A 25,229-nucleotide genomic window follows, 5' to 3' on the forward strand; every position below is an offset into this window, starting at 1 on the left:
TGCAACACCTGACCCAAATGAGCCCAACGCGCCGGCAACTTCTGGGGTACCTACGGCTTCCCGCTGGATCGCCGCCTCGTCTTGCCCCGGGCGGCCCCGGCTTTGCATGATGGGCTTCATGACGAACAAGCGCCGCTACGCACCCGACACCAACTTCTTCCTGCAGTTCAAGGGGGCCGAGGAGCTCCCCTGGGGCGACCTCACTGGTGAGGCGGTGGACGAGGTCGAGTTGATCGTGTTGCTGGAGGTCGCCAGAGAGCTCGACGGCCATAAAGGCAGCCCGAACGGACGCCGCTCAAAACGAGCGAGAAAAATCCTGGCACTGCTCGACCCACTCCTGGACAGCCCGGATCCCGACGTCGAGCTGGTGATCAGGGAGAAAAGACCGCGAGTCTCTTACCGATGGGCCCCAATCCCGCCCGCAAGCCGCGATCGACCGGCCAACTTGGACATGACCAAAGCAGACAGCCGGATCGTGGAAGAGGCGTTGGCTTGCCCCACTCATTTTTATTGCGGCGATCTGGCCCTCGTGACGCGCGACAGCGGCGTTAGGGTGTTCGCCAGGGCCGTTGGATTGAAATGTCATCGGTTGCCAGACGAGTGGGGGCTGGCGCTTGAGAGCGACGAGAACGAAAAAGAGATCAAAGCCCTGCGCGAGCGCATCAAGGTGTTGGAAAGCTTTCAACCTCAGATCAGCGTAAATCTGTCTGACAACGGGCAACCGATCAAACAGGTGGTGCAAGCTACCGTCACGCTGTATCCATCGCTTTCCGAGAGCTTTTTAGACCGCGTTGTCCAGGCTGTCGCCGATGCGTATCCAGAGCAAGCAGCGCGGGTGTTCATGGGCATTGTGGTGACGGAGCCTGAAGAGGCCAGCCGATACAATCTGCTGCGCAAGGACTGGCTTTTGAGCGTGCGGCGATACGTCGCGGCCCGGCCGATCGCCTGGAATGACACCCATGAGCCCTACAAAATCAACTTGTCGCTGAAGAACCTGGGAACCGCGAGTGCAGATCGCCTCGTGGTCGATGTGTTTTCCCATGGTGGGTTGAGGTTGGTGGATCCAGACACCTACGAAGAAGAGCGAGAAGATCCCGAGGATGATTTCCCACAACTCCCTCAGCTGTTGTCTGGACTTGCTGCGTTCGCAAATATGAGCGCTCAAGGGCCAGCGCTGGGGGCAGCAGGGTTCAAAATGCCTCGCTTACATGGCCCGCCGGGACGTCATTTCGAATGGTGCTGGGATGAGCCCGGGCACTCGAGTTCCCGCCTGGAAGGGGAATGTGCGGAGTTCCGTCATGGCATCGGTCACGAGGACGTTACATTGTTGCTGAGGGCCGCACCCGAGGCTGAGAACAGTTCAACCGGTGGTTTGGAAGTTCGCTACTCCGCTACAAACCTGCCCGAGCCCCAGACCCAGATGTGGCGCGTGGAGCTCAAGGTTCTCACTGGGGACAGCGAAGCCACGGTTCGTCAGCTTCTGAGGCGCGAACTTGGGATTGAGCTCTAGCCGCCTCTGATTTGAGTTAATAGCGGTAAATGTCGAAGCATGGCCCGTTCCCACCTACCAACACACAAGTGGGAGACGAGGTTTCATTGAGCCAATATCGCGCGTGTCAGTCTGCCGGTAAACCATAGCCTCGCCACAACGGCGACCTGACAGGGTTCGATTCGATACCTATTTTCATGTTTCTTAGGCGCTCGAAAAATCTGTCTTCGTGAGTAGCCGTTCCGTCTTTCACCTTGTGAGCAAGCAAGAGACTGCAATAGATGGCCCTCGCCGCCAACGCCTCGGACTTGTCTGTCAATCTTGTATCCACGTGAGAAACACCGTTATGCACTATCGCTGATCGAGCGTCGTAGATCTCGAGGAGATCAGCATGCACCGTACGGCGTTCGTCTGCCTTGAAGCACAGGATTGCGGCATAGTCGGCAAGCGTTACCCTGATCGGTGCATGCTTGTCGCGAGAGAAGATGGCCTCCATCGCGATGACAAAAAAAAGCAAACGGGTGACGGGGTTGCGTTCGTTTACGGCTCGCGTGAAGAAGTCGAGCGCGTTCCTCAGCCGGCCCACCAAGCCCTTCCTGTTTCCGGCCAAAAGCAGGTCCAAGGACGCCATCATCTCAGGGCGACGGATCGCCGTGATGAGCGAACGACTAAGTGGCAACGACACCGTCAAAGGCTGCCATTGCGGGATGCGGTCTAATGATCCCGTGCGCTTGTTGGAATAGAACATGTGGTTTGAAACCGCGTTGTTCGCAAAAACGGTCTTCTCTGCAGAAAATACTCGACCAAACAGCTCAATCAAACCTATAAGGTGACGAACGTCCGGATCAAGCTGACGACGAAGTGAACCGAACGATCCATGAACTTCGAAGATTACCAATGGATGCATGCTGAGCGCGTTTTGCGACTGTGTAACCTGATGCGCAAAGAGGTCTTCCTGGACATCATGCGCATGAAGCGGCGCGAGGTATCTATTCAGCGCAGCAGCACTTTCCGCCGGCGGCGTGATCTGAAAACCTCGGATCATAAAAGGTCGGGCCAGGTACTGCTTTCGACGACCGAATCCGAATGGATTGGCGAATGCAAGTGGCATGACAACCACATAGTCGCGCTGCGTGGCCGTCGCCTTCACGGCGGTATCGAGCTCCCTTGCAAACCCAATTGAGTCGGTGAAACTGTCAGCGTTCAGGACTCCGAGAATGAGGTCGATTGCAGATTGCCAGTCGATGTGGTGCGCAGTATAGGGTGATTGATAGAACGCGGCGCCCAGCTTTTCATTTTCGAAAATAAGCATATTCAACGCGTCGTCGGCGCCTTCACTTGCCCGATCCAGCTTGCGCAACTTCGGCAGAACGGACTCCATGGCCTTTGCGACCGCATTAATCTCGATGCCCGGTGTCATTTTCAATGCCATATTTGTCGCGCCATTGAGGGGTGAGGGTGATACATGTGAAACGTTCTATCACGCCGCCAGCGTGCGGCAAACTCGCAAGCCAGCGCTGACGCCCCTTGAGCTAGGCGCGTTGGTCGTCCGGAATTTCAATGTGCGCAACCGTCGGCGCTGAGTGCTCCCTGGCGTCGAACCTTGGCCGCCGTGGAGGCGAACTGCGGCAGCGCCCAAGACCAACAAGTCGCCCTTCCGGCGGTCCACACCCTCCCGCTCGCCAACCTACGCGGCGCCGACGGTACCGAGCACGCCGTAAAGCAACTGGCGTCGTGGGGCCGATCGCGAGACCGCGACGCCGGCATCCGCGATGGGCACCTCTACAAGGGCGAGCCCCGACCAACATCTACGACGCGCCCCATCGCCTGGCGCTGCTGACCGATCCGAGCAACCGGGTGGCCGTGTCCGAGTACCGCCCATGCCAATCGGTCATTCCCGCTATCCTTGTCGCTACGCTCGACCATAGATCCGGCGATCTTCTAGCCCGGGAATGTCGTGGCCGTTATAGGGGAGGAGTGGGAACCAGACGAGTGGGGCGACGCAGATCGGTTCGTGGCCGACGTCTGCTCCACATCGACGGGGCGTTCGGCGGCACCTGGGCTGAGCGGCATCGCTCGAAGGGCTCGTCCTGGAGGCTTGAGCTTGGGCCGCGTGCGGGCGGCTTAGCAAGGTCTGAGCGCCGTTAGACGGCGCTCAGACCGGGGACGGTTGCTTGGTGTCACGGGCGCTATCGTGCTAGATCGCTTTTACCGTGCTCCTCGGTTATGGCTTTTTGCCCCAAGGTGCCTTGATTTAATGCCCGTTTCTGAACGGTAGCCTTAAGCTCATGTTCCTGTGCGCGGCAACCATATTTCAAGCTGCCCGGCTGGTGCCGGCAGGCTTATGAAAGTGATAATCGCGTCAGGGTAGTGTGTTTTTAATGCAGTTAGTGCATTGTCCGCTTCCGTGCGATCGGATTTATTGAAGTAACGGACTTGTGCAAGTTTTGGCATTTTCTTGGATTCTATCTTTTCAATCGATTTTGCAACAGCTAGCGATGCATCGGAGAGTGCCTTGGCTACCAGTTCTGCTTTCCGCGAAGTATCCGATGCATCTTTCTGGATATAAACTTTTCCAATGGCTGCTGAGCTTGTAGGCGAAGTGATTGATGAGGAACTTTGTGCGGGCGTCTTCCTAATCTCTGAAATGATCTGCAAGAAACTGACGTCGGAATCATCAGTTAATTTCAAGGATGCCGATCCTGATCCTGCATCAACATTGAAAGAACCGATCTTCTCGACCTTCGCATTCAGCTTGCTGCTATTCGTGCTGGTAAGACTGAAGCTTCGTTTTCCGGTTATATATCCCCGGACGAGCCAGACAGGTGATCCAGCCGAAAGTGCGTTATTGCAAGATCCATTGTTTGTTATCTTTTGAATGTCGTTGTCTGAGAGTGTTTGAATGCCGGAGTTGGCGACAGAAAGATTGATGGCGTCATTATCGCTAAGCTTCAGTCCAAGCTCTGCTAATTTTGCGATCGCTTTGCTGTCTAAGCCAAAATCGATGGCTAGTGATCTTGACATGGAATAAGTGGGGAACAGGCTGGTCGTTGACGACTTTGGCGTTGCCGTGGTGGGCAGGCAGGATGTGTAATCAACGGGTATAGTACTGCCTTGGCGCAGGAGAGTGCCGATCGGAAAGTCAGCCTGCGTCACGACTATCTTAAAATCATCGGCGCTGCCGATGCGATCTGCTGCCCGCTGAGCTAATTGATTCTGAAATTTATCCATTTCATCATAAATTTCAGTAGGCGCGGGCGGAGGCTTAACTGGGCATCCTGTGTTAATTAGGGCTGTAGTTAGGGCTAATGCGGTTATTTTTGCTCGCATAGTATGCAATCCTTGCGGGTTGAGTGCGATCTATTTCATGGTGAGTTATTTCGAGCTTCGGCTTCTAGTAATCTGTCAATACTTTTCAAGGGCTGGATTTTGATATTATCGAACTGCCGCCTGTGAAGAATGTATTCTCGCAGCGTCGCGTTTCCCAATGAGAAGTGCGATACGTAACTCCTCTACTAGAGCTAACGCATTAAGGTTGGGCGTTAGGTCAAGGGCGCCATAAGGCGGAAAGTTTTGCGAATGGATCGACACTCCTATGTCCAGATGCCCCTACGAGCGTTCCAGGCTTGGCCATGGCATGCGCGTGTGAAGCATGGACGCTCTTATAGCGGGACGGCTGTGGTGATCGGCTTAGGTCTACGAACGAAACGTTGCTGCACACTTAACAGACCGCCGACGAGGCTGTCTTTCGCGCGGCCACGGCGTCGGCCGAGCTCCACATCACGCGCAGCCGTGATAGCGCGAAGAAGATGATCTACGAGAGCCTTTTCGACCGGGTCTTATCCATCTAGCTGCTTGCGGTATAGGCGCAAAGCCGAGCTCGTTACGGGGCATGAGCTAGTGGACGCGCCTTTAGGCTGATAAGAGTTGGCCGGTTTGAGCTTGAGTACGCGTTTATGCAGAGACTGCGGGAAGCTAAAACGAGGCTGCGCGATTTTCGCGGGACATTCGCTTGCGGCCCAACTCCACGAGGCTGATTGGGTCATCGAACGGTCCGGCGGAAATTTACTATGATTTAAAACCTACTGGAATGGAGGAGTCAGTTTTGGATATAACTTCTGCGGCCATTGCCACCCTGATTTCTGCGATGACCTCGGCCGCTGTAGCGTTATCTATGGCCGGTAACAATGCCCGAAAAAGTCTTGATGACCAACTTGATGGCCTCCTCAAGATTTCTATTCAGTATCCATATCTTGAGAGCGAGTCCTACACGAGCACTTGGATCAGCAAGCATGATGGCAGTGAGAAACACGAGAGGTATGAGCACTACTGCACGCTGCTTTTCAACTATTTATCGCGAGTCTGCGCGCATTATAAGTACGACAAGAAGAAGGTCGAGAACTACGTGGCCATAAAATCCTGGGTGCGTTGCCACAAAAGCTACTGGAGGGATCCGACCGACGCATACAGTACGGCGGACGAGCATGATGAAAAATTTGTCAAGATGATCGAATCATACCTATAATGGATAAAATCAATGATAAAGAGAAAAGCCATATTAATTGCCAACACTCATGAATTGCTTGGCTCAGCTATAGATATAGAAAAAATAAAAAATTTTCTTGAGTCGGATCGTGGCGGGCAGTGGCGCGGTAACGAGATCCAATCATTAGTCAATCCGCGGAAATCTATTTTGCAGAACGCTTTACAGATTGCCAGATCTGAGGGAAATGATTTCGTTATCGTGCATTTCAGCGGTCATGGCGGTCAGGCTGTTAATAGTGTTACTCTTGAGTTGAATGAATCAAAAGAGACGATTCAGAGTTTTGAGTTGTTCGGCATTGCACCTAGACAAGTTTCGATATTCGACTGCTGCCGGGGCATCGAAAGGGTTTCGGTTGAGGCCGCGTATGATTCTATTTCGGAGTCCAGAAGCGACATCCGATCCAGATACGAGGCCAGAATTATGATTGCAGCACCCCAGCAACTTAAGCTTTACGCATGTTCCAAGGGGGAGTTTGCGGAAGAAAGTGAGGAGGGGGGGTACTACTCCCATTCACTTTTTCAGGCGGCTATTGACAGTCCGGAAAAATATTGCGCGTTTAACACAGCGCATGCGAGCGCTGCTGAGAATGTGCGGCGGATGACGAAGCAAAAACAGAATCCGGAGATTATCTCCGGGCGCCATCTCGGTTCGCAGAATATAATCATTTCGCTTAGGTAAGTCTGCATCTTCTTCAAAAAACGAGCCCAGGTTACCTAGGCTCGCTCCCTCCCCACATGCGTGTTTTACGAAGACATGAACACCTCGGTCGCTGCGTCATCCACGCACGCACCCGACGCGATGCTGGGGTCTAACCCGAGCTGCCCACCGCCGCCGCCGTCCTTCATGAGCGCGTGCTTCCTACGCACACCCCTTGAAAGCCGGTAGCGGCTGCCGCGGCCTGCGGTTGGCATATGCCCGCTGGCACATCGGAATAAGTGATCGAGAACGACCGATTGGCCGCTAAGCTTCTGCCTGGCGTTTGGCACATGGTCGTGGACGAGATGTTGACCGCGATCGTCACCGCACCGCCACACGAAAACGTGATGGCGGCGCTCGCTGGAAAATCGTTGCCATTCATCGATGCTGGGAATGAGCGTGCCTGGTTGGCGGGTCATAGGCCGGAAGGGGCTACGTTTCTCTGGGCAGTCCAGTTTATGGCTGCGAGATTTCTACGAAGCCCTGGGCGATTCACTTGGCGGGCAAGTACTCAAGACACCGGCAGGGTCAGCGAGGGCTTGTACGATCTTTCCTGGCCCCCATCGAAGTCGAACTCGTAGAGGCGCACCCGTCCCATGAGCAACTGGTGTCGCCCAAGGTGAAAGGTCAACCCGTTGGGGGCCGCCACGAACAGATGCGTGGTCTCCCCAGATGCAGCGCATCCCCGTGCTTTGACCTCCACTGCCACAGAGCCTGCCAACTCAAAGGCGTGTCGCCCGTTAAGCACGGAGTTCGGGCCTGGGCGTCCGGCTGGCGCGAACACTAACAGCCGGCCGACTTGCGGGAGCGAGCGTTCGATGTAAGAGGTCACGTCCGCGGTGATGTCATGCGTCGCGGCAACGGCTACAGCGGTTTCCGGGCGCCTTGCATCGATGACGACTTCTTTGAGCTCAAACGGGGGGCCGGCAGGGGATGACGTGCAATCGTCCTCAGCCCAAAGTTGGCGCGTAGGTGAGCGCTGTTCCAACTCCACGACGCGACCAATTTTCGTGTGGAGCACGGAGCCGGCCGCGAACGCCAACGTGACGTGAGCGTCCAGCACCAGCCGCAGCCTTTCTGTTTCCCGGGCGGCGCCAAGGAGAAACGTTTTCAACTGCGGGTAGAGCTTGCTCGCCCAGTCCACCTCATCGCGGATGTACCGTTCATCGAAGTCGGGCACGAAGTCCAAAACACGGACACATCGGTCCTCGAGTTGGTCGACTGGATGGGCGAACGATTTGACGCCGTAGACAATGGGGCGGGGTGTGCCGCTATTGACCAACAAACCCTCTTCCTCACAAAGACGCCGAAAACTGGCCCGGTCAAACTCCGTCCGGCCCTGGCCGAGCCACTTGTAGATCAGGTCGTCGTAGGGGAACGAGCTCTCGTGAGGCGGACTACGGCGTAGCCCAACAAGGCCAAACAAGATGTCCAATTGGTCGCGGTAGTCGTCCAGTGAGTCGTTGGCCGCGCGAAACGCCAGAGTCCCGGCGAACTGGCGCAGTCCCTCGTCATCTAGCGACAAGTGCTCTCGCCAAGCTTTGCGGACGGCCCCCGTTTTGCTGTTGTCAGTCCGCGTGTTGAACAACCGTTCGACGCGAATCGCACCGGACTGCGTTCCCATGATGGACCGAAGCGCATCGTTCCGGTCCGCGTGCCAGTTCGTTAGCAGCGAGAACTGAACGGCGTTGCCCGAGGCGCCGTGTGTGAGGTGAGCGCCGTGCGCTCGTTGCAACAACGATCGCGTTTCGGCGTTGATAAAATCCGGGTCAATGAGTTGCTGATAGCCGTAGCTCCCCGGCGTTAGATGCCACTTGCACTGAATGTGCTCGCGCAGCAGCGTCCCGCCGTTGAGCGTACGTGGACCAAGACCGCGGTCGTATTCGACCCAAATGTCGTCGTAACTTCGAGGACCGGATTCGAATCCGACGCGTCGGATCGGACTTCCTTTGTCGAGCAGACGTCCGGCACGCAACCAGAACTGCCGAGCCTGGAAATCGTCGCCCTGGCGACGTGCGGTGTTTGCCTGGGTCATAGCGCCTCTTACGCCTGGTCGCGAAACGCCGGGGTCGGCGCCATCTGTTTAGCGATCTCGATGGCGCGCTTTCCTTCCACGGCGTGGTCGGGGTAGGCGTCGAGTACGATCGACGGGATCAGGCGCTGGGTGAGATCGGAGAAGGTAAAACCGACCTCGTGTCCCTTGCCTGCCCCCGTGGCGGCAACAAGGCCATCCATGTGGGTCTTTGAGAGGCCAAGGGGCTCAAGCCGCTCGTGCAGCACGTGACGTCGCTGCTCTTCGTCCGGGCGGGCGAAGGTCAGGATGTCGGCCGCACGACGGCGTACGGCCGGATCCAGCGCGCTCAACCGGTTGGTACACATGATGACAGCAGCGGGAACCTTCGCTTGCGCCAACCGATCGACACCGCGAATGAACGCGTTGACGCCGGCACGGTCCTCGTGGTGCATCTGGGAGGATTCGCGCGACTGGGCGAGCGCATCGGCTTCATCGACGAACAAAATGATGCCGCCGTGGCTCTTCGCGCCGCGACCGCCTTGCAGCTTCTTCGCTTCGGCCAGCGTGTAGTCGATGGCCGACGTCAGCAACTGGGTCATCTCACCGACCTGACCCTTGCCACGGGTGGCGAGGCTCAGCGGAAACAAGGTGATTTCGATGTTTTCCTGGCGCGCCACGGCGTCACCAATCGTCTCGGCTAACTCGGTCTTACCCGAGCCCACATCGCCGGCGAGGATGACCAGCGGCGGCCGCCGCAGGACCGTGTCGAGCAGAGTGGTCGCGTCCGGATGATGCTTCTTCGTCCACGCCTCCAATCCTGCGGGATGGACCAGCAACCCAAGAATCTTCGCCAAGCGGGATTTTTGGTCGTCTAGCCCGATCAGCCGACCCAGGCGCGTTCGAGCATCGATGTCCGGATACGTCTGTCGCTGGTCGAACAGTTCTTCGAGGGTGGGTTTCATGACGAACTCCGCACGCTGGAGCGATCAAGGGCTTTGCCGCCTGCGGTGTAGGTCCGGTCAGGCACCAAGTAGCCATTGATAGTCGGTGTCGGGCCATCGGTACGGCTGAACGGGAGGCCCTTTCCAAATGCCTCCTGCTCCACTGCGCTCAGATTCGACCAGGCCGAGGAATAGATCAGAAAGCTGGTGAACGTCGCATTCGTAACGTCCTTCCCTGGGATGATCTTTCCCGGATCGTCGCCGTAACCGTCCGCACCGGCGAGATCCTTCGCCGTGTAATGGAGGCTGGGTTCGATCCACTGCCCGTTGCGTTGATAGCCGTAAGTCACTTGGCTTAGGTAACCAGCCCTCAAAAATTCTACGATTTCTGCTTCGTAGCTCGCTATTTGGGTGTCGGTGGGCTGACCATAGAAGCGTTGGATACGCTTCAGATCGGCCGCCACTTTCGCGGCCATATGGCGAGCGTGAGTGATGGTGAAGCTGCTGGAGTGCGAGGCGGTGTAGCTGCTCATGGGATCCTCATGCCTGGAACGCGGGGCCGAAGACCTTCTGCCAGTAGCGCACGGTCTCCTGCTTGTTGGGCGCAGCGAGCGCGGCATCGAGCGCATCGCCTGCATCGAGCGCAGCCTCCACGATCATGTCGGCTTGCTGCCGGGTGTAGAGTTTCGAGACGTTGTTATCCGCGTTGACAGGGTCGATGATCTTCACCGGCTCGGTGAACGCGCCGATGGTCGACAGCGGGTAGTAGTCGCTGAAGGCAATCTGCTCGCGCAGATCGCTGCGCGCCAAGTAGGTGAAGAAGTGTTGTAGCGCCTCCGGGTAGTCCGAGAAGTCCAAACCGTCGTCGCACAGCTTGGCCATCACCATCTCGATCATGAAAGACTTGAATCGGAACCCCGTGTTTTCTGCCTTTTGACGCTTCGCCCAGAACTTGGCAAGCCGGACCACCTGTACGAAGTGCGTCTGCTGAGCGACCTTGCGCTTCTTCGCGAACTCCAAGTGCCGGGGAATGCTGGTGCGCAGAAAGGAGCCGTCTTCTTGGCTGACCAAGTTGCCATACCAGTCGGGATCGCCGTCGTAGAGGATCGGCACCACGTCGACGTCCAGCCCGGACCCCGCGAATGAGACCGTGACCGAATAGGTTTGCGGCTTCACCTGTTCGGGTTTGAAGTTGGGAAAGGCTTTGCGCAGCCGTTCGGCAAGGTAATCCAACAGTTTGGTGACATCCTGCGGCGCGTCGGCGCCGCTGATGTAGCACGCGACATCGATGTCGTTGAGCGACCGCAGCGCCGTGCCCTTGGCCAAGCTACCGGACAGCAGCATCCTTTTCAGGGTGAAGTCGGGATGTTCTTGGAGATACGTTTCCAGCCGCTCGCGCAAACGGCGCGCTTGCGCGCGAAACTCGTCCGCTTTGTCGCGCGGAAGGTTCACCCGATCTTCCGCGAAGTGGAGGATGTCCTTATGCCCTACATGTTCTCGCGTCACGCGTTTTGTCTCCGGATCGATCGGGTTTTAGATTGGTCGCTACCTCTAGCTGGTAAGCCTGTTGCTTGCTTACCCGCCGGTCGCGTCTCTTGCATGAGGAGCGGGCGCGGTTCCACTCATACGGCCAACGCGGCCTTGCCTGCTGGCCATCGGGCCAGCTCAGGGAGAGGTGCCACTGTCGCGGGCCGATTCCCCTTGCCCGCTATCGATTGCTTTGGGCAGCCGATCACGGTTTCAAGCGCACTCGATGCTGATTTAGGCCGATCCTGTCTCACACGCTAAGACAGGCAATCGAGAGTGGTTTTTGGATCGATCCAGGTCGCCGGACCATGGCCAGGGATGGAGGCACGAGACCGCGTAGCAGCCGGCAAAGTGGACGCACAGACGCGTCCCGGCCTACGGCGCTGGGCGTGATGGGGAGGTCGGTAGGCGGCTAGAATCAGGAGCATGGCGTCAGGCTCCCGTGGCTGTTGGCGTCGTTGGACTAGTTGTTGATGTGCCGCCCGCGGCCAGCGTTTCAGGGCGAGGTGAGAGACCAACCCACCAGTTGCCGCCAGCCTCGCGTCGCAGGCTGAGCAAATCGTAGGTTTTGAGCATGTCCACCAAGCCCGAATGGCCATAGACCTTAGGGGAAAACGCAGGGTCGGTACGCTTGAGGTATTGGCCGAGCGCTCCAACAGGAACCCGACCATCTGCGGTCGATCCAGCGAGCAGCCCTACCGCTTCGGCGACGAAGCGTGGACGGCGTTTGACGGTAGGTTTAGCGATATCGGCCTTCTGGATGTCCGCTTTGGGTGATTGGTCGGTCTTCGCCGACATTTTTTCGGCTGTCTCGCCTGATGGATCAACAGCGGAGTTTTCGCGGGTCCACTCAAAGAACTGGTCGCTCGCATTCCGAAGGGCGTCGGGTGTCTTGGCTTCGCCAACGATGCACACCGTGGCTCCTCGCTCGCGGAGCTTGCGGCACAGGTAGGCGAAGTCCGAGTCGCTGGTGACCAGGCAGAAGGTGTCGGCGCGGTCATCGAACATGGCTTCCAGCGCGTCCAGAGCCAAGGCAATGTCGGCCGTATTCTTACCGGCGGCGTACTGGTACTGCAGGTGTGGCGTAAACGCTTGGCGGACCAGTGTCTCTTGCCACTTGCTGTTGAGCGTACCCGGGTTGCCATAGCCGCGACGAAGGACCACCCGGCCGAACTGGGCTGCCATTAACAAGGCGTGATCCACGATGTCGGGTGAGACGTTATCGCAGTCGACCAGGACGGCGACGCGTCCTTCCGTGTGGGTGGCAGTGCTCATGCAGCACAAGCCCTAAGAGACACAACACCCCATGTCGGTCGGGTCGTAAGCTTGCTGACGAGGTCCATCTCGTTCCCTAGAATGTTTTCGGATATTGAAGCAGTGTAGGCGAGAACATGCGCGTGTTCCCGTGCCGGCGTAAAGTGTTGGTGCATCGATGGACAGCGTGGCCGGATCACGCGCCGTAATACGTATTGGCCGAGCTAAACGGCCCTCAGGTGTAAGCGGTGAGTTCAACCAAAGATTGGACATCAAGTCTGCCCACACGTCAGATCGGCGTGGATACGACGGTCTGAACCTCATTGGCGCGGGCTTGGCAGGTTGCAGTAAGTCCACATCGGTGCGGCCAACCTCGCCGGAGACGATAGCGGCCAGCATGATCGAATGGTGCGAGACTAAAGCGAGCTATATGAGCTGCTAGCGCTAACACCTAAGGGTAGAACTTGCTGGGGTCGGCCAGCTTCTTCTTGAACTGGCCCTTTTGGTAGACAGGTATTGTCACGAGTGGTCGATACCGCTCAAACGCTGCGATCTGTTTCTTCCTGGCGAGCATCGGCTTCTTATGGAAGTAGGCGTCATGGAGCACTGGCACGCGCTTGCTGACGGAATGACCAGTCAGTAACGCAATGTCATCATCCGGAACACCCTGGTGGTGAAGATCGGTTGCGAGGGTGTGGCGGAAGGCGTGGAACCCCACCCCTTTAGGAAATCCCAGGCTCTTGAGATAGCCGCCGAACTGCTTCACCACGCCCGCGCTGTAGCGGGCGTTGGTCTCCCCCGTCTTCCTGTTCACGCCGGCCGAGAGGTGGGGAAAGAGCCGAGGGTGACCACAGCCACGTATGTCATCGACGAAGTCCAAAAATCCAGCGTCCAGCAGTGGCTGCGGGATAGGGAGCGTACGGACCGCGGCTTTGCCCTTTAGGCTTTGGCGACTGCGTCCGGTTTCCTTGTGAGCGAGGTCGGGATCGACGGTCTTGCGGATGGCGATACACCACACGCCGCACTCATCAATGATGTCGGCCAGTTTCAGCTGGCACACCTCGTTGATACGAGCACCTGTATAGAGTCCAATCATCGGCGCCCACCACCGGTGGGGATGGTTTCGAGCCCATTTGACGAAGCTCTCGGGCGAGAAGATCCGTTGGAGTTCCTCGTCGTCAAAGAGACGTTCGGATCTGCCGGGGTCGACCGCCAAGTCCCGCTTGATCTCGCCGAACGCCGCCATAGGTGATTGGGGGATCACGCCCATGCGGACAAGCTGATTGAAGAACGACACCAAAAATCGGCGATGCCGTTCGAACGTGGCCGGTGCTTGCGCAGGCACCCCGGCCGCCTTGCCCAGTTCAATGCAATGCTCTGGCGTGAAGGTGTCGAAGTCAGCCCGAAGCGTCAGGCCCGGAGGAGCCCAGCGTAGAACTTCCCAGAGCAAATGGATGTGCTGGTGGTTGATGCGGGTCACTGGGATATCGCCGCACGTCAGTTGCAAGAGCTTAAGCGTGCGTGTGGTGACCTCGACGGTTTTGGGATTCAGCCCCTTGCGCGTCATCTGGCTGAGATGGTCACGAATCTCAAGGCTCAAAACCCGCGCTGGGTAGAACATCGGAAGGGGCTGTTGGGTCCGCGTGCCGTGCTTGCCGCCGCGCCATCGTTTGGCCTTTTCCTGAATGTTGTGTATGAGCTGATCCAAGCTGATCGCAGCCTCACGTCCTTTGACACGCACCTCTTCAACGGAAAACGTACCGATCCGGATGTGCTTGAAGCAGAGCGCGCCATAGGGGTTTGCGATGTAGCGCCTGATCTTTTGTTGCAGCTCGCTTTCCAAAGCTGTGCCTCCATCGAAACGATGGAGGTACCTTGAAGCGGTGCTTCAGTTCGTCAAGCATCTTCCGCACTTTGTGTTGAGCGCTCTGTGTGTCACGAACATGCCCCGTTTTTATGGGCTTTTTGCCGTTCGTCCATAAGGGTTACCCCGCCAGTGACGAAGGAAATTTGATTTTTATCAGGTGGTTGCGCGTCGCACTTTGATCAACGGCGTAGGCATGTCCGTACTGTTCCATCAAAAAAGCTAACAAGTTGACGGCCGTTGGCGGGCCTGCAAGCCTGTACGGTGTGCAACTGCAACACATCGGAGGGGGCCGGGCCGGTCAATGGCGGAGGCAAGCCGCCCGCCGCTCAGCGACTTCCAGCAGTCTTGTGGGATTTCCGTGATAGCCGTTTGAGTGGCGAACTACGCCGCCAACATCGACGGGGCAGCGTCGGTCGCTGATGCAACGAGGCATCTTTTGCAGCGAGGCCGCCTGCGCTGAGCTAGGGGTGTTCAGGGGCGAAGCAGGAGAGGGATGAAAGCGTCATTTGCTCAACCGCTTCCGGTCGAACCCACTCACATCGAACTCGGCCATTACCGAGCCTTGTTGGTAGACGTTGAACTCAATACGGACGCGTTTCGCACTGCCCAACTTGCGTGTGAAGTTCTCGTAGCCCGGGATGAAGACCGACTCGCTGCTGTTGTCGGATGGCTCGTTGCCAGTGAGTGTCTTGGCAGTCTCATCGTCAAATCTAACCCGGATGGGGCAGCTACTGAAGCTGTGACACAGGATCTGTCCCTTATCGATGCTAAGGATGACGTCGTTGCCCCAGCGTGGATGGCGTCGGATCAACAGTTTTGCCTGCTGCTGGCCTGAGTAAGGAAAATCGAACTCGAAACTGTTGGCGCTTGTCACCCGAGCCGTATGAATATCCTTCCCTGACATGTCATCCGTTTGGCTATCGTATGACCACTGTTGACCCACGGGGTTGAGCTCCGCGTTTAGCTGCGTCTCAAGTTCGGGACGCAGAGCGGTTGCCTGTTTAGCTTCGGGCGAGTTGGGGTAGTGCTCATCAATAACGCGGAGTTGTTCCAGGCGCTCGGACGTTGACCGAGACTTATCACGTGCCAGAGCCAGCAGCTCGGTCGCGGAAAGTTTGATGGAAGATGCCTGGTCTCCAGCAGCAGCTTCGATCGCTCCAACTCCGGCTTTGGTAGCGTCACTGGGGGCAACTGCGTCCGAGGAAACAGGTCTCTGGGGCCCCATGCAGTTTCCAAGGACCGTTATAACTACCAGGCCTGCCAGACCTATCAAGAGGATGCTTCCGCAGCCCAGCCGCTTGGCTGCGGGCGGAGCGGCTGTAGGCAGAGGCGGGACTGCAGTAGCTTGCGGCAACGGCGGGGGTTGGATTGGCCCACTGGGGGAGGGATCCATCCCTGCATGCATGGGGAATCCACAATGAGGACAGGCCGCTGCCTGATCACTGATTTGCTTGCCGCACTCGCGGCAGTTCACCAAAGCCATAGCACCTCCCCTGAGCTGACTCTGCCAACGCTAGGTCTGACGAAGCGATGTTCCGCGGCGTCCCAGCCGAGCTTCAATCGTAGCAGCGCGTCACTCGTAGGGGACATCCATAGGGGAGTAGGGGACGTTGCTAAGCCATTTGCGTTTGCCCTCGCCTTGGTAATTCGGCGGCGTCTGGGTTTCAAATCATGACGTTTGGCCTGCCTATGACGCCGCAGTGGCCGTGGATTACTCTACATGACGTCAAGCGCGCGGACTCAGAGGCAGACTCACTGCGTCCGCATTCCGTTCCTCTTGCGCGATTTCCGGTTTGGCGGGTCGGTACGTGGCTGGGCTGGGTAGCCATCACAGATCCAGCAGCGCCGGTGCCCGGTGCGACCGGGTCGTCTTTTGTAGCGGGATCGCCTGGTGCAGGATCGGAGGCATTAGGGTCGGAGCAGGAAAGCCGACCGATGCACCGCCAAGGAGTTGTCGATGGCCGCCACGAAGACGCAAGCTGCCCTACGCGCGGCGAAGAAGCTGCTAGGAAAAGTGCCGCCCAGGACGGGGGTGTCTTGGCGCCAGCTGATCGCCGAGGTCACCCGCCAGGCCGCGGTGTTGCGCAAGCGCGAGGATCTTTCATGGAGCCTGACGCTCAACGAGGCAGCTGGTGCTTTGGGCATGCAGCCGAACCGCCTGCGGCGCCTCGTGGACAAGTATCCTCTCGACCTGCCGCTGTTCACCCGACCCGATGCCAAGCCGAGGGCGGGTTCGAGACCCGCGTCGAAGGCCACACGCAAACCCAACACGGTCTCGCGAGCCTCCATGGTTCGCCTGGTCGATTGGCATGAGGGCTTGGTGGCTGCCGGCCACGTTGAACCCATCACTGAGCGCGTCGATCTGGACGCCAGGGTGGGAGGGGATGGCGTGCCGCGGGTGCGGGTCCAGCCTTGGGTACTGCCGAGAGCCGCGTTCAAATATAAAGACGAGGGCGACGGGAAGTTCCGCATCCTCGGTGTGCGGGATGCCGAGGACTTTGGAGGCCTGCTTAAGAGCCTTGGAGGCCAGCAGATCGGTTTCATGGTGATGACCTTTCCCGAAGCCTTGAAGCTGCCTTGGGAGGATGCGGCTGTTCGGAACGTCTGGGCGCAAGCGTTCACCGAATGGCTGCTGGCGGCCGAAGCGGACGTGGCGCTGCTGCTCGCCGAGTTGAGGGCAGCAAAACTGGATATGTCTTGGGCAGAGCCCGCAGGTGAAGTGCGTGGTAGCCGCGAGCCGCCGGCCACCAAGCTAAGTCGCCGCCTGTAAACGGGCCTGCCGGGCCCTGAATCGTCCTGGGTGCATGCACCCACTTTCAGCCTGGACCGTGGCGGCCAAGCCTATCGTTCGCCCCCTGCACCGCACGGTCGCCTTGGCTCAGCCTGAGCCGGACCACGGAGGTGCCTGGAGGGCGTAGATGCGCAAGCGTCGTTTTGACGTGGTGATCACCGGAACCGCACAGGGTGAGGCTACCCTCGAAATCGAAGCCGAAGACCTCGACGCGGCGACCGAACAGTTCTCGGCGATCACGCAAGAGCAGGTCAACGGGATCGACTGGGGCGTGGATGTCGTGTGCTTCGAGCACTTCGTCGAGGTCCACGACTGCAAGAAGAAAAAAAAGCCCAGGGAAATGCCCTGGCCGAACTACCACTTGGGCTATCGCCTGTACTGATCTTGGAGACCACCATGGGTACCTTCACGTTTACCTTGCAGGGCAACTTCCTGGCCACCAAGGCGTTCTCGTTTAAGGTTAGGTCGGACGAGGAAGCGTTGGCCGCTTTCAACCAGTTGGACTTCGCCACGCTCGATGCTGCACCTTGGTGCATCGACGCGTTGACGCTCGACGATGTCGAGGTCTGCGACGAAGAGGAGGGTGACAGCTACGCCATCGACATGGACGAGCACGAAGACGCCAACGCCGCGTTCGAAAACACCGAGCCGTGGGAGATCCGCTACACCGACGATCGGCTGAAACTCCACCAGATCTTGGCCGCGTGTCAGGCCGGTCATTGTGACGAGCATCCGCGCGACGCTACGAAGTCCTTCTTCGTGTCGGACATCGTCTGGGACACGGATAGTGAAACGCCGGACCTTCCTCGGGAGACGACGGTTCGGTGTGAGAGCTCCGACGACATCGCCGACGTCCTGAGCGAGACCCACGGTTGGTTGGTGAGCGACTTCCGCTTCGAGCCAATGTAAGCCCCCGTCACCCGCCGATCGCCGTGCGCCGCCGCCGCTGCGGTGTCGGTTCCTACCTTCCATCAACGATGCAGCACCGCTTCCCGCGGGGCCCGGCTGTGTGTAGGCAGCGGGCCCCGCGGCGGGCATCGCTGCGCATCTAATTGTCGGAGACGAGCAATGGGTGCCGATATTTTGCTGTTGGGCGAGCGTCAGTGCGGCGATGGCGGTAAGCGCCAGGGGCTGACTTGGTCTGAGCGCAATCGATGCTATAACCGGGGCCTCTCCCAATAGGAAAACCCCGGTGGCCCTGACCTCAATCCAGTCGATCAACGCCGAGATCAAGCAGTTGGAAGCCCAGAAAAAGCTCGTCGAGAAGCGCGACTCCGAGGTCCCCAAGGCCATTGAGATCCTGCAGCGATACGCCAAGGTGCTGACGCCCGCTCAGCGCCGCAAGCTGACGAAAATCGCTGGGGACGAGCTTGGCGCCCAAGGCCGCCAGGCGTCGGCCGGCGCCAAGCGCCCTCGGAAGATCGGCACGGTGGCGCCCAAGTTCCGTCTGCCCACCGGCGAAACCTGGACCGGGCGCGGCCGAACCCCAATCGCTTTCGCGGCGTGGGAGAAGGGTGCCGAGGGCAAGGCTTGGCGCAAGGCCAACGAAGGTGGGCGCTTCCCCGCCATCAATGGCACGTCCGTCAAGGCTCCCACCAGCGCCGCGTCGACGAAAGCCTCGCGCGGCGCTGCCAAGAAGATCGGAAAGAAGGCGGCCAAGAAGGCTGCGAGGCCTGCGAAAAAGGCGGCCGGCCAGTGATCCGCCCGTTTCCAAACAAGGACGCTTCGATGACGGTTGAAATCCAACAACGCAACGGCGCGAGCACCGATCACCTGCGGTGTTACACGAGGCTGCTCGCCGTGTCGGCCTTGTGCTTCGCCGCGATTGCTTGCACCGACGGCACGGGCGGTGGAATCGGCGCCGCGATGTCCAACGAACTCGTGGACCCCGCCAGCGGCGCCACTTGCAGCCAAGGGTCGAACGTGAGGATCACCAAGAACGAGTTCTCGACCGTGCTCGACGGCGAGTGCGGGGATGTGATCATTACCGGTTCGAATGGTTCGGTGAACGTGGACCGCGCCAAGTCGATCCGCGTCGAAGGTACGCAGGTCACCGTCCTCAACGAAAAAGTCGAAACGTTGGAGGCGGTGGGCTCGGACAACACCTTCAACATGACCGAGGTGGGGCACGCCACCATCGCCGGCGATCGAAACACGCTGCTGGGGCGCAACTACCGCCAAGTAACGTTCAAGGGCCAGGGCAACTCGGTCAACACCGACAACGAGCCGCAGTTGGACGATCAGGGGACGGGCAACAAGGTCATTTGATCGCTTCGTGGAATGAGCGGTGGGCACCCCGTGGACCACGCCTCGGGGTTTTCCATGGCGTAGAAGCGTGGTTTCCCGGGCCTTGGCGTGACAGCACCTCCCCCCGTTGCCGTCAGTCGCTCGGCCTGAAGTTTGGCTCGAAATTGCCAAGTAGCGTTCTTGTAGGCGCGGGGCGACGGCTTCCTGGCCAGCGTCTGGTCGTGCTGACGCTTACTTGCCGGGGTGCGGCCCGTTGCTGCGGCCGCCGCCTGAGGGATTGCCGGTCGTGATGGGACAGCCGCCGCCGTTTCCTTGACCCCGGCCGCCGCTGCCCGAGGTGCTTCCGCCACCGCCGGTGGGGCCGCGACCACCACTGCCACCGGATTTTCCACCGCCGCCACCGCCAGTGGTTTCCTTGGCCATTTTCTGTACTCCGTTACGTTACCGACATCATGGGGAGCGCTGGGGTGGTCGGCTTCACCGCGAAGCGCCTATGCCAGGATTTATCACGCACCTGCACCTTGCGGCGTGAACGCTGGCGAGAGGAGCGCGTGCTTCGCTAAACGCCAATAAGTCGAAAGCTTGAGCACGCAATGACGCGTGCTCCTACAGGGGAGAGAAGTGGCATGGCTGTTTACGTCGTGACGTGGAACTTGAACATGGAGCGCTCCAACTACGCGCAAGCTCGAAAGGAGTTCATCGAAAATCTGAACAGGTACGAAAACGTGGGTGATCCTGCCTTGGAAACGGTGAGATGGGTTTCGACGACCTGGAGTGCCGCACAAATCTCCAATGACTTGCGAACAAAAATGGACGACAACGACAGAATCTTCATTTCTCAGGTTACGGCTGGGACGAACAGCGGCTGGCTCAATCGCGATGTTTGGGATTGGATCAATTCCAAGCTTTAGCCGCATCCTGCGCGTCGATGGTTCTCGCTACAGCTTGAGCTGGAGAGGGTTGCGACGTGGTCGTTACGTGTCGGAGAGCGCCTCTTCCCCTAAGGCAGCGCTGCCCAGTGCCTCGACATCAGTTCTTTGGCTTTCGGTGGCTTCTTGGCGGTAATGCAGCAGCACGCCCACGATTTCGGCGTCGGCGAGGTGATCGCAGCCCGCTGCGATCACCAGCTCCGCCAAGCGCTCTCGCCGCAGTCGATCCCGCCGGCGGAGGGCGGCTCGGTCTTTTTCTGCTTGTCGCTGCGACGCCAGCAACTGGCGCGCCTGCAGCTTCGCGAGCCGCGAGGTCGCGTTGCTGATTTGCTCATGCAGCCGATCTTTCATCCCCATGCTTGGACCCTCGCATTCGATGCTTCGATTCAAGCAGAGGCGGTCGTAGTGTCAAGCACGTGCCGCGAAGTGCAGTTCCCGAAACGCCGGCCGCTGCTGGAAGTGTGAAAAAGAAACGGAAAACCCGGCACAGAAAAGCGCCGAGCGCTAAAGCGTGGGCGGTAAGGCGGAGCGAAGAGCGCACTTATGCATTGCCGTTGGCAACGCGTGCGCAAGGGCTCTGCCCCTTGACCCCAACGGCGTGCCACCACCGCCCTCGAGGCTGAATCCACCCTAAAAACCAGCGTTTGCCAATGCGCAGCTCCTCTCCACACCGTAGACGCCCAACCAGGAGAGCGTATGGCCATTTATCACATGCGAGTGAAAACGTTGAGCCGATCGAAGGGCAACTCCTCAGTGGCGGCTGCCGCGTACCGAGCCGCGTTGCTGCTCTTCGATGACAAGACCGGCGTCAAGCACGACTACCGTGTGCGCAGCGGTGTCGTCGAGACCCAGTTCGTGTTGCCTGAGGGGGCTGCGCTGTGGGGAAGAATCCCGCAACAGCTTTGGAACGCCGCGGAGGCGGCAGAACGGCGCAAGGACGCCGCCGTCGCCCGAGAGTTCGAAGTTGCGCTGCCGCACGAGTTGAACGAGTTGCAGCGTTCGGCACTGGTGAGGGAACTCACCGAGCGCCTGGTGACACGGTACGGCTTCGCAGCTCAGGCCTGCATCCACGCCCCGACCGCGCCGGGCGGGCTGAACCACCACGTCCACATTCTGGCTACGACGCGCCGCATGGGGCCCGACGGGCTCACTGAGAAAACCCGCGAGTTGGACGGCAGGCCTAGCTGTACGGAGCAGGTGATGTGGGTGCGCGCGATGGTGTGCGATGTGATCAACCGCCACCTGACGATGGCGAGGGTGGACGCCCGCGTCGACCACCGCACCTTGTCGGCGCAGGCGGAGGAAGCTTGGGGGAACGGGGATGCAGGGAAGGCCATCGAGCTGACCCGGGAGCCGACTAGGCACATCGGCAAAGAGGCCATGGCGCTGTATCGAAGGGGTTTTGAGGTCGAGGCTGTGGAGGAGAACAAAGCCATCCGTCGCAACAACCAGCAAGAGGCGTTGGTTCGGCTGATGGATTGGCGAAGGGCCAGCCGCGGCACGGACGCGACCTTGCCCAACCGGCTGTTGGCCTCCGCCTCTGGCGGCATCGTGGCGCACCTAGACGACGAGGACCGGGCGCGACTCGCGCTTCTCGCGCCCGACCCCGCCACAGGGAGCCCCCACGCGGCGGCCGCCGCGTTGCTCGTGGAGGCCGAGAAGCTGTGGAACGAGCCGTTTCGCGCTTGGTTCGACAAGATCCTAGTCATGACCGGGCGTTTCCTGAAGCACAGCACAGAACGCCTGCGGGCGTACCACGAGCGACCCCAGTTTCTTTTGCATCTGAAGAACCTGGTTTGGCGGCTACGCCAGCTCAAGAAGGACTCCGCAGAGGGAGAGCGGCGTCAACTCGTCTTGACCGAGGCGATCGCTGCTGTCGATCAGGCGGAAACCGCGCTTGAGCAGATGGGCAAGGAACGCCCACGATCGGGGCCTTGGGCCAAGCGCGAGTGGCGCCGACGTCGCCGTGCGCAGGCGTTCGAGCTCAAGGTCAAGCGCAGGGCCTACTTCGTGGCAAGCCAAGAGGCAGCGGCCGACACCTTGGAGGAGTGCGAGGAACTGGCGAGTACCAGCGCCCAGGAGTTGGAGGCATGGAGCAGGATGTTGATGAAGCGCTACCCCGCTCCCCAGGACGCAGTGGACCAACGCGCGGCGAACGCTGCCGCCCTCGGGATGGCCGTTCCGTCCCCGGTGCTCGTGGTCGGTGGCGGGGACAGCGGCAGCGCTCCCCGCCAAGGCCTGGGTACAGTTTCGACGCTGACGCCGAAGCGTCCGCGGCCACCGCGCTGAGGCTGGAAGGACGGGCGCCCCGCCCGCGCGGGGCGTCCTCCGCGGGAAGGGCCGCGCAAGGGCTTCCAAGGCCGCGCGCCTGCCGGCCCTTTGGTCGGGCGATGGGGCGTGGCGGAACCGCTCCGTTCCGCGGTGGCCCCCGGTAGGGCCTCCCCCAACGTCGCTGGTTCCGCCTGTCCAGAGCGTCAGTGGGCTCAATCCACTTCTTTGCAGGTCGCTCCCTGGCACTGCAGAATCAGCGAACGTCCGGTGGCCGGGCAGTTGGCGCGAAACACGTTGCCACTCACGTGGGAAATGCCCGCTGCGCTGCAACCGCGAGCGGCCGCATGGCGCAACGCCGCCTCGTACCCGGGTTCTGACGCAGCCGGCTGAGCCGGTGCTGCGGAAGGCCCTGCGCTGGCGGTGACGACGGGCGAAACGATCACCGTGTTGCCGCCGGCGGCCTGAGGAGCGCCCGTGCCGGTGCACTGGAACTCCTTGGTGACCACCCAGGTCGCGCAGCCGCCGAACCCGCCGGGCTGGTTGCACTGCCGGGTTGTCCCGCCGAACGCTTCGGCGCCGGTGTAGCCCCAGGTCGCGCAGCGGCGGGTCGCCATGGCGATGGCTTGGCTTTCGCTGAGTTGTGCTTGCTCCATCGCGCCGACCTCGTAGGACAAGCGCACCACGCCATCGGCCCTGCTGCCGCCGGTGGCCGACCATTCCTTCGTCGTTACGCAGCCGCTGGTGGCGGCCAGGATCATCGCCACCACGAACACTCCCTGGATCTTCATCAAAAACTCCCCTGTGTTTCGTTGCTCCTACGCAAAGCCGCGCCGCGATCGGCCAGGCGAAGCCCCTCCCGTGGTGTGCCCGGGAGGGGGCGCCTAAACGGTCACGGTCGCAGTCGAGCAAGCCTCAAGAGGGCCTTGGCGGGGGGGGGGCCAGGCGGCCGGCGCCCTAACGCACGGATCAGCCGGTCCGGTGCTGGGTTGGGCAGACGAGCTTTCCGATCACCGCGAAAACCGCCGCGGCCCCCGGCGATCAGGTGGGAGCTCCGGTGGGCTGGAGGCTTCCGAGGGAGCGGGTGACTCTTCAGGGGCCGACGGTCTGGGGCAATCCGGCTCCGGCCGGGTACCGGTGGTGGACGGAGGGTCGTAATCGTAGGTCGGTGGCATGCGGGTGGAGACGAGCAGCACCGCGTCGGCGACCTTAAACGCATGGTTGATGTCGATCAGGCGTCCTCGGTTCATGGAACGGCATCGGTCATGGCCGATTAGCGTGCACAGGACCTGGGTTGCGATGGATACGCGTTGGGCTAGGTCTTGCATGAGCATCTCCCGCTGGGTGGAGATTTCATCAAAGCGAGATTCGTGGCGAACGCAAACTGCGGTTCGATTTCATGACCCTGTAGGGCCGAAGACGACCCAGACCTTAGACGCATCGCACGGAGCGGAGAGCGGTTGCTGCACGGAGGCGGGACGCGGTAGCGTTGCAGTCCTGTCTTGGTATCGCGTTGGGTATCACCGGTTCCCGATCGAGACGGGAGCAAGTGGTTGAATGGCTTAGAAACGGGTGGGTTCGATGCAGTTCGATTCCCATCACCCGCTCCAGATTCGCCGCGTACCGACAACGGCTCGATACCGCGGCACGCCACGACGGCTCGGTCCCCTGGACCGGGCCGTCGTCGTTTGCGCCCCTTCGATGCGCGCGTTGCTAACAATTCGTTAGTGCGATCGCCGGCGTTTTAACCGCAACCAACTGCGAAAGTTGCCAGGCTGCGCAACCGGCGTGGTTGTGGGCACACTCCGATGCGGTCGACAGACGAACGGATGCGGACGATGGGGCAAGGATGCGATGCGTTTGCGCGCGCTGGCGCGTTGATCGACGGCGCTCGGCGACATGGCGGCGAGTAAGCGCGACGCCGCGCGCGTGGAACGTGCGTGCGCGTGGGGCGTGGTGGCCTTGGTCCATGCCGGTTTCGTCTGGGTCGCCATGCAATGGCGTATGCCGGCCGACGCGGTCGGCGAGGATTCGGCGTTGGCGGTGATTTTCATCGCCGCGCCGACGCTTGCGCCTGTGCAAAATTCGCAGCCGGCGCAGCCGCCGCAACGACGCGATCCCGTCGCCGCGCCCGCACCGAGCAAGCCGCCACCGCGCGCACGTGTCTACACAACGAGTGCATCGCCGCCGGCCGTCGACTCTGCGCCGCAGGAACCGCCCACCGGCCTGACCGCCGTGCAGATCGATCCACGCCCGTCCGATCCACGCTCGTCAGAGTCCACGCGTGCGACACGCGCACCATGGGACGCGCCCACCGTCGATCTGCTCGAGCGGCGCGCGCCGACCCTGCCGGGACATGCAACGCAGCGTTTCAAAATGCAGCAGCCGCGTTCGCTCGCCCATGCGGTGGAGCGCTTCGGCCAGTTGTTCGGCGGGCGCGGCGAAGACCCGTGCAAGCGCACTCGCGCCAACATCGACGGGCTCGCATCGCAGGGCGATTCGGCGGATCTGCAGCGCGAACTGGAGTACGAACGGCGCTACTGCCGACCCTGAAGGGTTCAGTGGATCGGCGCCGCGCGATGTAAAAAAATCATTGCACCGTCACCATGCACAATCGCAGCTTCAATGCAGCGGCGATCGCAATCGACGCTGCATCGCCG

General features: G+C 60.0%; 22 protein-coding genes and 1 pseudogene. 11 read left to right on the forward strand and 12 right to left on the reverse strand.

All coding sequences use genetic code 11. The features are described 5' to 3' along the window. Positions 1-118 precede the first annotated feature (118 nt). Positions 119-1,510, forward strand: coding sequence for a PIN domain-containing protein (locus KME82_RS05110; protein WP_215497561.1), 1,392 nt, complete (start codon positions 119-121; stop codon positions 1,508-1,510). A gap of 106 nt (positions 1,511-1,616) precedes the next feature. On the opposite strand, the gene KME82_RS05115 is transcribed toward KME82_RS05110, so the two are convergent. Both KME82_RS05115 and KME82_RS05120 read right to left on the reverse strand, forming a co-directional pair. Beyond that, positions 1,617-2,921 carry a HEPN domain-containing protein gene (locus KME82_RS05115; RefSeq protein ID WP_215497562.1) on the reverse strand — a complete coding sequence of 435 codons (1,305 nt, stop codon included), beginning with the start codon at positions 2,919-2,921 and terminating at the stop codon, positions 1,617-1,619. 854 nt (positions 2,922-3,775) lie between these two features. Further along, on the reverse strand, positions 3,776-4,720 hold the full coding sequence (locus KME82_RS05120) for a hypothetical protein (RefSeq protein ID WP_215497563.1): 945 nt from the start codon (positions 4,718-4,720) through the stop codon (positions 3,776-3,778). 781 nt (positions 4,721-5,501) lie between these two features. On the opposite strand from KME82_RS05120, the gene KME82_RS05125 reads away from it, so the two are divergent. Together KME82_RS05125 and KME82_RS05130 are read left to right on the forward strand one after the other, a co-directional pair. Next, entirely contained in the window at positions 5,502-6,014 is a 513-nt protein-coding gene (locus KME82_RS05125; protein ID WP_215497564.1) for a hypothetical protein, read from the forward strand. A gap of 12 nt (positions 6,015-6,026) precedes the next feature. Then, complete coding sequence (locus KME82_RS05130) at positions 6,027-6,713, forward strand: caspase family protein (protein ID WP_215497565.1); 687 nt, start codon at positions 6,027-6,029, stop codon at positions 6,711-6,713. Between the two features lie 163 nt (positions 6,714-6,876). On the opposite strand, the pseudogene KME82_RS27035 reads toward KME82_RS05130, so the two are convergent. The 8 genes and pseudogenes from KME82_RS27035 to KME82_RS05170 form a co-directional block, all read right to left on the reverse strand. Further along, positions 6,877-7,122 (reverse strand): annotated as a pseudogene (locus tag KME82_RS27035) (type 4 pilus major pilin); the annotation flags it as partial. A gap of 120 nt (positions 7,123-7,242) precedes the next feature. Beyond that, complete coding sequence (locus tag KME82_RS05140; RefSeq protein ID WP_215497567.1) at positions 7,243-8,766, reverse strand: SAVED domain-containing protein; 1,524 nt, start codon at positions 8,764-8,766, stop codon at positions 7,243-7,245. A gap of 8 nt (positions 8,767-8,774) precedes the next feature. After that, complete coding sequence (locus tag KME82_RS05145) at positions 8,775-9,707, reverse strand: AAA family ATPase (RefSeq protein ID WP_215497568.1); 933 nt, start codon at positions 9,705-9,707, stop codon at positions 8,775-8,777. After that, complete coding sequence (locus KME82_RS05150) at positions 9,704-10,219, reverse strand: hypothetical protein (RefSeq protein WP_215497569.1); 516 nt, start codon at positions 10,217-10,219, stop codon at positions 9,704-9,706. Before KME82_RS05150 ends, KME82_RS05145 begins: the two co-directional genes overlap by 4 nt. A 7-nt stretch (positions 10,220-10,226) precedes the next feature. Further along, entirely contained in the window at positions 10,227-11,192 is a 966-nt protein-coding gene (locus KME82_RS05155) for a CBASS oligonucleotide cyclase (protein WP_215497570.1), read from the reverse strand. Between the two features lie 453 nt (positions 11,193-11,645). Continuing rightward, the gene (locus tag KME82_RS05160) at positions 11,646-12,488 is read right to left on the reverse strand and encodes an NYN domain-containing protein (RefSeq protein ID WP_215497571.1); all 843 of its coding nucleotides are present in this window, start codon (positions 12,486-12,488) and stop codon (positions 11,646-11,648) included. 430 nt (positions 12,489-12,918) lie between these two features. Next, on the reverse strand, positions 12,919-14,310 hold the full coding sequence (locus KME82_RS05165; protein WP_215497572.1) for a site-specific integrase: 1,392 nt from the start codon (positions 14,308-14,310) through the stop codon (positions 12,919-12,921). A 526-nt stretch (positions 14,311-14,836) separates the two neighbouring features. Next, positions 14,837-15,559: a hypothetical protein gene (locus KME82_RS05170; RefSeq protein ID WP_252255631.1), complete on the reverse strand. Its 723-nt coding sequence runs from the start codon at positions 15,557-15,559 to the stop codon at positions 14,837-14,839. Positions 15,560-16,291: 732 nt separating this feature from the next. Between KME82_RS05170 and KME82_RS05175 the strand changes: the two genes are divergently transcribed. The 6 genes from KME82_RS05175 to KME82_RS05200 all read left to right on the forward strand — a co-directional run bounded on the left by KME82_RS05175 (position 16,292) and on the right by KME82_RS05200 (position 20,283). Next, a complete protein-coding gene (locus KME82_RS05175; protein ID WP_215497574.1) occupies positions 16,292-17,104 on the forward strand; it encodes a hypothetical protein in 813 nt (270 codons plus the stop codon). 148 nt (positions 17,105-17,252) lie between these two features. After that, positions 17,253-17,507, forward strand: coding sequence for a hypothetical protein (locus tag KME82_RS05180; RefSeq protein WP_215497575.1), 255 nt, complete (start codon positions 17,253-17,255; stop codon positions 17,505-17,507). Positions 17,508-17,521: 14 nt separating this feature from the next. Next, a complete protein-coding gene (locus tag KME82_RS05185; protein WP_215499224.1) occupies positions 17,522-18,034 on the forward strand; it encodes a hypothetical protein in 513 nt (170 codons plus the stop codon). A 283-nt stretch (positions 18,035-18,317) separates the two neighbouring features. Further along, on the forward strand, positions 18,318-18,824 hold the full coding sequence (locus KME82_RS05190) for an H-NS family nucleoid-associated regulatory protein (protein WP_215497576.1): 507 nt from the start codon (positions 18,318-18,320) through the stop codon (positions 18,822-18,824). A gap of 29 nt (positions 18,825-18,853) precedes the next feature. Next, positions 18,854-19,393 carry a DUF3060 domain-containing protein gene (locus KME82_RS05195; RefSeq protein WP_215497577.1) on the forward strand — a complete coding sequence of 180 codons (540 nt, stop codon included), beginning with the start codon at positions 18,854-18,856 and terminating at the stop codon, positions 19,391-19,393. A 605-nt stretch (positions 19,394-19,998) separates the two neighbouring features. Next, a complete protein-coding gene (locus tag KME82_RS05200) occupies positions 19,999-20,283 on the forward strand; it encodes a hypothetical protein (protein WP_215497578.1) in 285 nt (94 codons plus the stop codon). Positions 20,284-20,346: 63 nt separating this feature from the next. Here KME82_RS05200 and traD read toward each other — a convergent pair whose 3' ends face one another. Next, a complete protein-coding gene (gene traD, locus KME82_RS05205; protein ID WP_215497579.1) occupies positions 20,347-20,691 on the reverse strand; it encodes a conjugal transfer protein TraD in 345 nt (114 codons plus the stop codon). A gap of 306 nt (positions 20,692-20,997) precedes the next feature. On the opposite strand from traD, the gene KME82_RS05210 reads away from it, so the two are divergent. Further along, positions 20,998-22,590: a MobA/MobL family protein gene (locus KME82_RS05210; RefSeq protein WP_215497580.1), complete on the forward strand. Its 1,593-nt coding sequence runs from the start codon at positions 20,998-21,000 to the stop codon at positions 22,588-22,590. 194 nt (positions 22,591-22,784) lie between these two features. Here the strand turns inward: KME82_RS05210 and yecR are convergent, their stop codons facing one another. Beyond that, the gene (gene yecR / locus KME82_RS05215) at positions 22,785-23,360 is read right to left on the reverse strand and encodes a YecR family lipoprotein (RefSeq protein WP_215497581.1); all 576 of its coding nucleotides are present in this window, start codon (positions 23,358-23,360) and stop codon (positions 22,785-22,787) included. A gap of 1,108 nt (positions 23,361-24,468) precedes the next feature. Between yecR and KME82_RS05220 the strand changes: the two genes are divergently transcribed. Continuing rightward, positions 24,469-25,122 carry a hypothetical protein gene (locus KME82_RS05220; RefSeq protein WP_215497582.1) on the forward strand — a complete coding sequence of 218 codons (654 nt, stop codon included), beginning with the start codon at positions 24,469-24,471 and terminating at the stop codon, positions 25,120-25,122. The last annotated feature ends 107 nt before the right edge of the window (positions 25,123-25,229 follow it).

Source organism: Lysobacter capsici (assembly GCF_018732085.1).
GTDB classification, from domain to species: domain Bacteria; phylum Pseudomonadota; class Gammaproteobacteria; order Xanthomonadales; family Xanthomonadaceae; genus Lysobacter; species Lysobacter capsici_A.

Coding starts and splice junctions, on each gene's coding strand:
- KME82_RS05160 (WP_215497571.1), bottom strand. CDS start 12,488: ATGAGCACTGCCACCCACACGGAAGGACGCGTCGCCGTCCTGGTCGAC.
- KME82_RS05115 (WP_215497562.1), bottom strand. CDS start 2,921: ATGGCATTGAAAATGACACCGGGCATCGAGATTAATGCGGTCGCAAAG.
- KME82_RS05175 (WP_215497574.1), top strand. CDS start 16,292: ATGGCCGCCACGAAGACGCAAGCTGCCCTACGCGCGGCGAAGAAGCTG.
- KME82_RS05180 (WP_215497575.1), top strand. CDS start 17,253: ATGCGCAAGCGTCGTTTTGACGTGGTGATCACCGGAACCGCACAGGGT.
- KME82_RS05120 (WP_215497563.1), bottom strand. CDS start 4,720: ATGGATAAATTTCAGAATCAATTAGCTCAGCGGGCAGCAGATCGCATC.
- KME82_RS05220 (WP_215497582.1), top strand. CDS start 24,469: ATGGCGGCGAGTAAGCGCGACGCCGCGCGCGTGGAACGTGCGTGCGCG.
- KME82_RS05145 (WP_215497568.1), bottom strand. CDS start 9,707: ATGAAACCCACCCTCGAAGAACTGTTCGACCAGCGACAGACGTATCCG.
- KME82_RS05140 (WP_215497567.1), bottom strand. CDS start 8,766: ATGACCCAGGCAAACACCGCACGTCGCCAGGGCGACGATTTCCAGGCT.
- KME82_RS05170 (WP_252255631.1), bottom strand. CDS start 15,559: ATGGGGCCCCAGAGACCTGTTTCCTCGGACGCAGTTGCCCCCAGTGAC.
- KME82_RS05150 (WP_215497569.1), bottom strand. CDS start 10,219: ATGAGCAGCTACACCGCCTCGCACTCCAGCAGCTTCACCATCACTCAC.
- KME82_RS05200 (WP_215497578.1), top strand. CDS start 19,999: ATGGCTGTTTACGTCGTGACGTGGAACTTGAACATGGAGCGCTCCAAC.
- KME82_RS05185 (WP_215499224.1), top strand. CDS start 17,522: ATGGGTACCTTCACGTTTACCTTGCAGGGCAACTTCCTGGCCACCAAG.
- KME82_RS05110 (WP_215497561.1), top strand. CDS start 119: ATGACGAACAAGCGCCGCTACGCACCCGACACCAACTTCTTCCTGCAG.
- KME82_RS05195 (WP_215497577.1), top strand. CDS start 18,854: ATGACGGTTGAAATCCAACAACGCAACGGCGCGAGCACCGATCACCTG.
- KME82_RS05210 (WP_215497580.1), top strand. CDS start 20,998: ATGGCCATTTATCACATGCGAGTGAAAACGTTGAGCCGATCGAAGGGC.
- KME82_RS05130 (WP_215497565.1), top strand. CDS start 6,027: ATGATAAAGAGAAAAGCCATATTAATTGCCAACACTCATGAATTGCTT.
- yecR (WP_215497581.1), bottom strand. CDS start 23,360: ATGAAGATCCAGGGAGTGTTCGTGGTGGCGATGATCCTGGCCGCCACC.